10 protein-coding genes are annotated in these 9634 nt (G+C 68.6%); 7 read left to right on the top strand and 3 right to left on the bottom strand.

The window, feature by feature from the left end:
• Positions 1–73: 73 nt before the first annotated feature.
• Together hutG and hutI are read right to left on the bottom strand one after the other, a co-directional pair.
• Positions 74–1027: a formimidoylglutamase gene (hutG, locus tag NAM01S_RS20300; RefSeq protein WP_067787566.1), complete on the bottom strand. Its 954-nt coding sequence runs from the start codon at positions 1025–1027 to the stop codon at positions 74–76.
• Complete coding sequence (gene hutI, locus NAM01S_RS20295) at positions 1024–2220, bottom strand: imidazolonepropionase (protein ID WP_067787573.1); 1197 nt, start codon at positions 2218–2220, stop codon at positions 1024–1026. Before hutI ends, hutG begins: the two co-directional genes overlap by 4 nt.
• Positions 2221–2542: 322 nt before the next feature.
• Between hutI and NAM01S_RS20290 the strand changes: the two genes are divergently transcribed.
• From NAM01S_RS20290 to NAM01S_RS20270, 5 genes are all read left to right on the top strand, one after another.
• Positions 2543–2941 (top strand): NUDIX hydrolase, encoded by a 399-nt coding sequence (locus NAM01S_RS20290; protein ID WP_067787564.1) that lies wholly within the window; start codon positions 2543–2545, stop codon positions 2939–2941.
• A 260-nt stretch (positions 2942–3201) separates the two neighbouring features.
• Positions 3202–4647, top strand: a complete 1446-nt coding sequence (locus tag NAM01S_RS20285) for a lytic transglycosylase domain-containing protein (RefSeq protein WP_067787562.1) — start codon at positions 3202–3204, stop codon at positions 4645–4647.
• 24 nt (positions 4648–4671) lie between these two features.
• On the top strand, positions 4672–4941 hold the full coding sequence (locus tag NAM01S_RS20280) for a hypothetical protein (protein WP_067787561.1): 270 nt from the start codon (positions 4672–4674) through the stop codon (positions 4939–4941).
• A gap of 68 nt (positions 4942–5009) precedes the next feature.
• The gene (locus NAM01S_RS20275) at positions 5010–5888 is read left to right on the top strand and encodes an ABC transporter ATP-binding protein (RefSeq protein WP_067787559.1); all 879 of its coding nucleotides are present in this window, start codon (positions 5010–5012) and stop codon (positions 5886–5888) included.
• 73 nt (positions 5889–5961) lie between these two features.
• Positions 5962–7149, top strand: a complete 1188-nt coding sequence (locus tag NAM01S_RS20270) for an ABC transporter permease (protein WP_067787557.1) — start codon at positions 5962–5964, stop codon at positions 7147–7149.
• 7 nt (positions 7150–7156) lie between these two features.
• On the opposite strand, the gene NAM01S_RS20265 is transcribed toward NAM01S_RS20270, so the two are convergent.
• Positions 7157–7612, bottom strand: coding sequence for an aggregation-promoting factor C-terminal-like domain-containing protein (locus NAM01S_RS20265; RefSeq protein ID WP_067787555.1), 456 nt, complete (start codon positions 7610–7612; stop codon positions 7157–7159).
• 186 nt (positions 7613–7798) lie between these two features.
• Here NAM01S_RS20265 and NAM01S_RS20260 point away from each other — a divergent pair, with 186 nt between their 5' ends.
• Together NAM01S_RS20260 and NAM01S_RS20255 are read left to right on the top strand one after the other, a co-directional pair.
• Positions 7799–8368, top strand: coding sequence for a TetR family transcriptional regulator (locus NAM01S_RS20260; RefSeq protein WP_067787553.1), 570 nt, complete (start codon positions 7799–7801; stop codon positions 8366–8368).
• Positions 8365–9585 (top strand): NADH:flavin oxidoreductase, encoded by a 1221-nt coding sequence (locus tag NAM01S_RS20255; RefSeq protein WP_067787551.1) that lies wholly within the window; start codon positions 8365–8367, stop codon positions 9583–9585. Before NAM01S_RS20260 ends, NAM01S_RS20255 begins: the two co-directional genes overlap by 4 nt.
• The last annotated feature ends 49 nt before the right edge of the window (positions 9586–9634 follow it).

Below are 9634 nucleotides of genomic sequence, written 5' to 3'. Positions count from 1 at the left end.
ATCTTGGTAAGCCGCCATTTGACTACCGTCGGTTATCGAGTGGGCGCGGTAGCCGGGTACGGGAGTGCCTGCCTCAGCTCACCGGCCGGTGACCGAGGACGATCCGGTGGATCAGTCGCGCGGCGGTGCGGGCGGTGCGGGCGTCGATATCGAATACCGGCGCGAGTTCGGCGACATCGGCGGCGACGAGTTTGCCGCTCGCCGTCACTCGATCGCACACCCGCTGTACGGTCTCGACCGGCACGCCGTAGCCCGCGGGCGCGCTGACGCCCGGGGCCACGGCGGCCGGGAGTACATCCAGGTCGAGCGTGAGATAGACCAGGTCGACGTCGTTCAGGAAAGTATCGATGAACTCGTCCACTGCCGGCCGGTCGACAACCCCACAGCGCTCGTCGGCTAGGTAGTGAACGCCCAGCCTGCGCGCGGTCTCGAACAGCGCCACGGTGTTGCTCGGCTGGCTGATACCCAGCACGTCGTAGCGGTAGGACCGCCCGGCCACCGATTCCGCCTCGGCGATCTGCCGGAACGGGGTGCCCGAACTCGGTGCGTCATCGGCGCGCAGGTCGAAGTGGGCGTCCAAGTTGAGGATGCCCAACCGTAGGTCGGCGCGCCGCCGTGCCGCCGCGATCCCGGCGTACGTGCCGAAGGCGACCTCGTGGCCGCCGCCGAGCACCACCGGAAAGCGGCCCGCGTCCAACGCGGCCGCGACCGCGCGGCCGAGCCGCCGCTGACCCGACTCCAAGTCCGTGCCGCCGACCACGATCGTGCCCGCGTCCTCCAGATCGAGCGGTTCGGGCAGCGCCAACGACGACAGCGCGCCGCGCAGTGCGTCCGGGCCCGCGACGGCGCCGGGACGTCCCTTGTTCCTGCGGACACCCTCGTCACTGGCGAATCCGATCAGTACGCAACCCTTTCCGACCGCGCGCGTCGGGTCATAGGGCCGGACGAGCTGATGCCAGCGCGCGTGCTCGGGTGCGTCGCCGTCGACACGGCCGGTCCACGGTCGCGGTGCGATGTCGACGTTCATGCGGCCGCGTCCGATACGAGCACGCCGCCGCGCCACACCGAGCGGACGAGCGGCACACCGGGCCGATAGGCCAGGTGCAGATAGGACGGTGCGTCCAGCGCGAGCGCGTCGGCGCGCGACCCGACTCGCAGACTCCCGACGTCGTCGCGGCGCAGCGCCCGCGCACCGCCGGCCGTGGCCGACCACACCGCTTGCTCCGGCGTCATCCGCAGCTCGCGCACCGCCAGCGCGATGCAGAACGGCAGGCTCGTCGTATACGAGGTACCGGGATTGCAGTCCGCGCCGAGCGCGACGGTGACGCCCGCGTCGAGCAACGCCCGAGCATCGGGATAGCTGTTGCGAGTGCAGAAGTCGGCGGCCGGGAGCAGCGTCGCGACCGTCGAGCCGCCCGCAAGGGCGTCGATATCGGCGGCGGTGACGTAGCTGACGTGGTCGACCGAGGCCGCGCCGAGTTCCACCGCCAGTCGCACACCGGGTCCCGCGCCGAGCTGATTGCCGTGCACGCGGGGCGTCAGCCCGTACGCAACACCCGCCCGCAGTACGGCCTCGGACTGTTCGCGGGTAAACGCGCCGTGCTCGCAGAACACATCGATCCACTTCACGTGCGGTGCGCAAGCCGGAATCATGTCGCGACACACCATTTCGACGTACTCGTCGGCCCGTCCGGCGTACTCCGGCGGCGGCACGTGCGCGGCGAGCAGGGTCACCTCGTCGGTGAACCGCCCGGCCACCAGCGCGCTGCGCAACTCGTCCTCGGTGGTCTGGCCGTAGCCGGTCTTGCATTCGACCGTCGTGCTGCCCGACCGCACCGACTCGTCCATCAGCCGCCGCACATTCGCGGCGAGCTGCTCGTCGTCGGCCGCTCGCGTCGCGGCGATGGTGGTGCGGATGCCACCCGCGGCGTACTCCACTCCGGACATCCGTGCCGCGAACTCCTCTGCCCGCTCCCCGGCGAAGACCAGATGCGAATGGCTCTCCACGAATCCGGGCAGCACCGCCCGACCCGCCAGATCCACTCGATCGTCGGCGGCGGGCGCCTCGCTCGCGTCTCCGACCCAGGCCACCAGTCCGCCGTCGAACACGACGGCCGCGCCGTGCCGCACGCCGAGGGCGCCGTCACCCGACTCGGGGTCGTTGGTGACCAGGGTGCCGATATTCGTCAGGACGGTGGACCGTGAGCCATCGGGCACGATTCCTCCTCGCGACCATGCCGTGTCAGCCGGATGCGCATCGGTGTGAGCCGACTGTAGAACATCACGCGCCGGCACAAGGGGATTCATCTGGCGGCACCAGCCGTCGGCTGCCATAGCCGTGGCACCTACGGATCGAGCACAGCGCCCGACGCCCGGTCATGACGCGCCAGGCCGCAGCCCGATAGCCGAGCAACAGCGGCCGATGCCCGGTCGTGCCGCGCTGGGCGGCCGTTCGACAATCGTGCAGCAGCAGTCGTGACGTGCCGGGCGGTGCCCGATATCGGGTTGACCGGCGGCCCGTTCCGCTCAGTAGGGTGGGCCGGTGATTCGCACAGCTGCGTTGGCTCATGTCCGGAATCGGCGTCTGCTGCAGGCGCGGTCCATCGGCAAGGACGTTTTCTACATGGCGGGCGGCAAGATCGACGCGGGGGAGACGCCCGTAGCGGCGCTGCATCGCGAGGTCCGCGAGGAGCTGGGCGTCGGCGTCGCCACCTACACCGAACTCGGCGTCTTCCAAGCCGAGGCCTACGGCCACGCACCCGGCACGCGACTCCACATGACCTGCTTCACCGCCGAACTCGACGGCGACCCGCACCCCAGCGGCGAAATCGCCGAACTCCGCTACTTCACCGTCCGCGAATACGCGGCAATGGACCACGTCGCTCCCGGCTCGATGCTCGTCTTCCGCAAACTGCACGAACTGGGCCTCGTCGACTGGTGACCATCGGCGGGTGACGAACGGCTCCAGCTGGCGGGGGCGGTACGGGCGGACGCACACCGCAGTCCATAAGTAATTAAATGGTCTTCGACGAATTGTGCTCTGGCGTCGGTGAATGATGCTGTATGTTAATGGCAATTCCTCATTCGTTGGGAAGTGAGGAACGTCGGTGACCTGGGTCGGCGGGGAGGAAGCGGCCCCACCGACCGAGCGCCGAAGCAGCACAGCCGCTCTCCGGCGTGGAAGAGGATTGGTAGGGCCGAATGCGTGTATCCGCTCCATTGACCGCATCGGCGCTGGCCGTCGCCGGACTGATCGTCACGGGATCGGCGACGTACTCGAGCGGTTCGAGTGCTCCACCCGAAGCTCCGGAAGCAATACTGGCCGGTGCGCGGGAAGGCTCGGTGCCAAAAGGCGACGAGGACGAACTCGCGCGGACCGTCGGCCTGCTTCCGGTGGCACCGGACGCGCCACGCAGGCTACGCGCCATGACTCCGGCGATCGCCAGTTCTGTCTCACTCCAAGACATTTCGCTGCCGAACACCGGCGGGTCGCTGGGCATACCGGAGATCGTGTTGGCGGCCTACCGCAATGCCGAGTTGGCGCTGGAGTCCTCGATGCCCGGATGCGGGTTGACGTGGAATCTGCTCGCCGGGATCGGGCGGATCGAGTCCGCCCACGCCGGAAACGGTCGCACAGACGCCGCGGGGACGACGGTGTCGCCGATCTTCGGCCCCGCGTTGGACGGAAGTGTGCCGGGCAACGAGATCATCAAGGCCGCCGACGGCGGATATGTGCGCGCGATGGGGCCGATGCAATTTCTGCCGAGCACCTGGAGCTCGTACGCGACGGACGGCAACGGCGACGGAGTCGCGGACCCGCACAACGTGTTCGACGCGTCGTTGGCCGCGGGCAAGTACCTGTGTTCGGGTGGGTCGGACTTGCGCGATCCGGCGCAGGAATTGCGTGCCGTGCTGCGGTACAACAACTCGCTGTCGTACGCGAGCGACGTGCTGAGTTGGTCGGCGGCCTATCGCACCGGCGGCGCTCCGGCGCGTGTCACGATCGATCCGGGATTGATTCCGCCGGGGTCGGCGCCCGTGATCCGGTCGGGTCCGGAAATGGTCGCCGTCGACACCACCACCGCGCCGCCGACGATCCCGCTGGAACCGGCGCCTACCACCGAAGTCCCCGTGGCCCCGGCGCCGACCCAGGTGATGATCACCATCCCTGGCCTACCGCCGATTCCGTGCGGGATCTTCTGCCCGCAGCCGCAGCCCAATCCCTGTGAGCAGGTGGTGGTTCCAGCTCCGATGCCGCGACCCGGCGAACCCGGCGGCCGCCTGCTCGTGCCCGGCCGGTCCTACGGCGGCACTGCAGTCGAGCCCATCCAGCCAGAAGCCCCACCGGTGCGGCCGGGAATGCCCTGCACATCGGAGGACCCGCATCCGCAGACCGGCGGCCAACCGTACGACGAGCCGAAACCACAAGATGTCCCGCCGGAGTCGGCTCTTCCGGAGTTCGAGCCTGGACCAGACTCTTCCGCCGCGCCCGAGTCGGACCTCTCGGACCCCGGACCGGCTCCTGCTGTCGCACCCGGGTCGAACTTGCCAGAGCCTGTGCCGCAACTCCCGGCACCCGCTGGCCCACCCCCTGCCATCACCCTCCCGTTCGGCATCGTCATTCCGCTGCCCGTGCCGCAGGGCTGATTCGACGCACACCACGGAGGACCAATGTCCACAGCCAAGGATTCTCCGAACGACCACGCGGCGGTCCACCTTCGCGTCGAGCTGTCCGAGCGCGTGCGAATCCGCGCGGTCCTCGACTATTTCGGCAAATGCCCGAACTGCGGTTACCCCGCCGAGGCGTCCTCCATCGAGCGTCGCCGCGGTGACGACACGGTGGCTACGGAGATCGTGGCGTACTGCGGCATGCCTTGTGGCTGGTCGGCCCAGATGCCCCCGCCCGACGACGACCACGCCTCGGGTGTGCGGCACCGGTGACTGTCCCGGCCTCGGATGGCTCGGTCCGCCGCTAGGGTGGGTGGAACGGCTGAGGACAGGGGAGTTCGATGTTGGAAGTCGCGCACCTGGTGCGCCGATTCGGGGGCACGGTCGCGGTGGACGACGTGTCGTTCACCGTGATGCCCGGCGCGCTGACCGGATTCGTCGGCGGCAACGGCGCGGGCAAGACCACCACCATGCGGATGATCATGGGCGTGCTCGCGCTGCACGGCGGGGAACTGCGCTGGCAGGGCAGGCCGGTGACCGCCGCGGATCGCCGGTCGTTCGGCTACATGCCCGAGGAGCGCGGCCTGTATCCGAAGCAGCCGGTGTTCGACCAGCTCGTCTATCTGGCCAGGCTGCGCGGGCAGTCGGCGGCCGACGCCCGGCGGCGCGCGAAAGAACTGCTGGAGCGCTTCGATCTCGGCGGCCGCGCCAAGGACAAGCTGGAATCCCTCTCGCTGGGCAACCAGCAGCGGGTGCAGATCGCGGCGGCGGTGATCGCGGAGCCGTCGCTGCTGATCCTGGACGAGCCGTTCTCCGGGCTCGATCCGGCCGCCGTCGACTCGATGGCCGACCTATTGCGCGAGTACGCGGACCGCGACGTGCCCGTCCTGTTCTCCTCGCACCAGCTGGATCTCGTGGAGCGGTTGTGCGACCGGCTGGTGATCCTCGCGTCCGGGCGGGTCGTCGGGCAGGGCTCGGTGGACGAGCTACGCTCCACCGGTTCCACGCGCTATCGGCTCTCGCTCGGCGGCGACCCCGGCTGGGTGCACACGTTCGCGGGCGTGCGGGTGCTGCAAACGAACGGCTCCAGCGTCCTGCTCGAACTCGACGGCGCCACAACCGAAGCGCTGCTCGGCGAAGCGCTGGCCCGCGGCTCGGTGCGTGAACTTGCCGAAGTGCGGCCTTCGGTGTCGGAGATCTACCGGGAGGTGACGGCATGAGTGAACGAAGTGAACGAATCATGTGCCAGCGCGCCGTGCGCATGCCGGAGCCGAGCGTCAGCGAGGCGCAGGCATGAGCACGGATTTCGCCCCGCGCGGGGTATGGCGGATCGTGGCCGCGCGGGAGATCGCGGTGAAGCTGCGCGACCGAAACTTCTTGGTATCCACGGCGATCACCATCGTCGTGATCATCGTGTCCCTCGCCATCAGCGGGTTCATGAGCAACCGCACCGACGAGATCGACGTCGCCGTCGTCGGCACGGGCGCCGATCGAATCGTCGAGACCGCCAATGCTTTGGCGGCGAGCGCGGACAAGAAGATCACCTTCACCGCACGCCCGCAGACCGATTCGGCGGCCGTCGAGCAGCAAGTGCGCGACGAGGACGTCGAGGTCGGTTTGGTCGCGGCCGATCAGGGCGGGTGGCGCCTCGTCGGCGATACAGCGCAGAACGACGATGCCGCAACCTATCTCACCGCCGCCGCGCAGCAGTTGGCGGTGCAGCGCAATGCCGCCGCCGCGGGTCTGAGTATGGAGGAGTTGGGTCGCGGCGGCATCGTGTCCTACGACCTGCTGGAGGAATCCGCGGTCGATCCGGGTCTGGCGAACATCGTGAGTTTCGTCTTCGCGTTCCTCTTCTACATGGCGTCGTTCCTGTTCGGCATGGCCATCGCGCAGAGCGTGGTCGAGGAGAAGCAGAACCGCGTCGTGGAGATCCTGGCGAGCGCGATTCCGTTGCGGCAGTTGCTGATCGGCAAGGTGATGGGCAATACCGTGATGGCGTTCGCGCAACTCGCGCTGTTCGTCGGGGCGGGACTGATCGGGTTGCAGGTGATCGGCAGGGGCGATCAGGTCGCCAGGATCGCGGGCGCGGCGGGCTGGTTCATCGTCTTCTTCGTGGTGGGCTTCCTCGCGCTGGCGAGCTTCTGGGCGGTCGCGGGTGCGCTCGCGACGCGCAGTGAGGATCTGCAATCGACCGCCATGCCGATGTCGATGCTGATCATGATCGTGCTGTTCGCGGGAATCTTCCTGACCGGCACGTGGCGGGTCATCGCGTCCTACGTCCCCGTGGTCTCGATCGTCGCCATGCCGAGCCGATTGGCCGAGGGCACGGCAGCCTGGTGGGAGCCGTTCGTGTCGTTGCTGCTGATGGCCGTGGGGATCTACGGCATCGTCCTGGTCGCGGAGAAGATCTACCGGCGTTCGCTGATGCAGACGCAGGGACGGTTGACGATGCGGCAGGCGCTCGCGGTCGAGGATTGACGCGGTATCAGTACCAGTGGTTCCGCTGCCAGAACGCCCATGCGGCGTCGGGACTTCCATAGCGGGCGACCATGTAGTCGTAGGTCCAGCGGAGCTGGGTGGCGGGATTGAAGGGCCAATCGAGCCCGTGCGTGGCCATCTTCTCCGGCGGCAGCGCCTGGCCTAGGCCGTAGGCGCCGCTGGTCGGGTTGACCGCGAACACATTCCAGCCGCTCTCGCGCGTGATGATGGCGTCGAACGACGGGAACTGGTGGATCGGAACGATGGTCAGCGCCAGGGTCTTCATCCCGAGGCGCGCCGAAGCCATGATCAGATCCACTCCGGCCGAGACAGCCGGGGTCGCCGACTGGTTGCCGCGCGCGTCGCGGGCGGGGTCGGCCTGCGGCGCCGCGGTCGCGGCGGGGGCCAGGGTGATCAGTGCCGCGCAGCAGAGCGCGGCGGCGGGGTGGAAATACCGAAGCATCGACTCGCTCCCTTCGCATCAGATGGACTGGAACCAGCTCGTGCGAAGTCAGCAAACCATCGGTAACCGTATGGATCGGGTCGACACACCGACGCGGCGAGAGTTTCATCCCATGACTCGCAGCCGTCCTCACGGTTACTTCAATCAGTGATTGAATCGACGATTGAAACGTGGTTGACTCCCTCCATGGCTCAGAAAGTTTCCGCGGTCACTCGCGAACGGCTGCTCGCCGCGGCCGAGCGTTTGTTGCTGACCGACCGCTACGAGGACGTGTCGGTACGGGCGATCTGCGTGGAGGCGGGCGCCAACCCCGCCGCCGTGCACTACCACTTCGGATCGAAGGAAGCCCTGGTCGTGGCGCTGCTCGAGGAGCGCCTCGGACCGCTGTGGGCCGACCGCCTCGCCGCGGTGAGCGCCGAGCGCGGTTCGGTGTCCGAGATCGTCGACGCGGTGATCGAGCCGTTCGTCGAACTCGCCGCCGATCCGGCGGGCCGCCTGCACCTGCGCCTGCTCGCCCAGTTGGTGCTCGGCCGCCATCCTCTGTTGTGGCAGCAGCCGTGGTTCCGGATGGACTCGTGGGTGGGCCTGCTTCCCGAACTCGCGGAGCCGGAAAGCAGGCGACGCTGGTCGTTTGCTTTCGACCTCATCATCATGTCGTTCGGTGCGGGAGACCGGGACCTGTCGGCATCCGCGGTCGCCACCTTGCGGGACTTCGTGGTCGCCGGACTCGCCGCGCCGGAAGGAGGTTCGCGATGACCGAGGTATTCGCACCTGCCACGCTTGGCCCGATAACCTTGCGTAACAGGGTGATCAAGGCCGCGACCTTCGAAGGGCGCACGCCCGACGCCCTGGTCACCGACGAACTCATCGACTTCCACCGCGAGACCGCGGCGGGCGGTGTCGGCATGACCACCGTGGCCTACTGCGCGGTAGCGCCGGGCGGTCGCACCGATCGGCACCAGATCTGGATGCGCGAGGACGCGCTGCCGGGACTGCGCAGGTTGACCGACGCGGTGCACGCCGAGGGCGCGGCGGCGTGCGCGCAGATCGGGCATGCCGGACCGGTGGCCAACGCCGCCTCCAACCGGTTGCCCGCGCTCGCGCCGAGCCGCATGTTCAGCCCGCTCGGCATGCGGCCGATGAAAGTGCCCGACGAGTCCCAGATTCGCGAGCTCGTCACAGCCCACGCGGACGCCGCGAGATTGGCCGAGCGAGCGGGATTCGACGCGGTGGAAATCCACTTCGGGCACAACTATCTGGCGAGCTCCTTCCTGAGCCCGCTGCTGAACCGGCGGAAGGACCGCTACGGCGGGTCGGCGGCCAACCGTGCCCGGTTCGTCCGCGAAATCGCTTGCGCGGTGGCCGAAGCCATTGGCGGCCGCCTCGCGGTGACGGCGAAGCTGAACATGGAGGACGGGGTCCGCGGCGGCCTCACGGTGCCGGAATCGCTCCAGGTCGCCGCGTGGCTGGAGGCGGACGGCGCGCTGGACGCCTTGGAACTGACGGCCGGAAGTTCCCTGCTCAACCCGATGCTGCTGTTCCACGGCGACGCACCCCGCCACGAATTCGCGAAAGTCCTTCCCGGACCGGCTCGCTGGGGCTTCCGCATGGTCGGTCGTGGCTTCCTGCGCGAGTACCCCTACCGCGAGGCGTACCTCCTCGAACGGGCCCGGCAGTTCCGCCGCGAACTCGCCATGCCGCTGATCCTGCTCGGCGGCATCACCAACCTCGACACCATGCGGTTGGCCATGCGGGAGGGTTTCGAGTTCGTCGCCATGGGCCGCGCCCTGCTGCGCGAGCCGAACCTGCTGCGCCGCATCCAATCCGACGAAGCGGCCCGATCGGCATGCACCCACTGCAACCTTTGCATGCCGAGCATCTACACCGGGACGAAGTGCGTCTTCCGGCTCGACCAGCGCCCGGATGCCGTCGCCCTCCCCGATCCCGTGCGCGCCGCGGCCGAGCCACGCTGATCCGACACACGATCAGCGGCACACCAGCCCGGCGTCCGCGGAGGCCTGC

Origin of the sequence: Nocardia amikacinitolerans NBRC 108937 (genome assembly GCF_001612615.1) — a bacterium.
In the GTDB taxonomy this organism is placed as follows: Bacteria; Actinomycetota; Actinomycetes; order Mycobacteriales; family Mycobacteriaceae; genus Nocardia; species Nocardia amikacinitolerans.
Note: the sequence above shows the minus strand (reverse complement) of the source record. Positions and strands in the feature narration are given on the sequence as shown.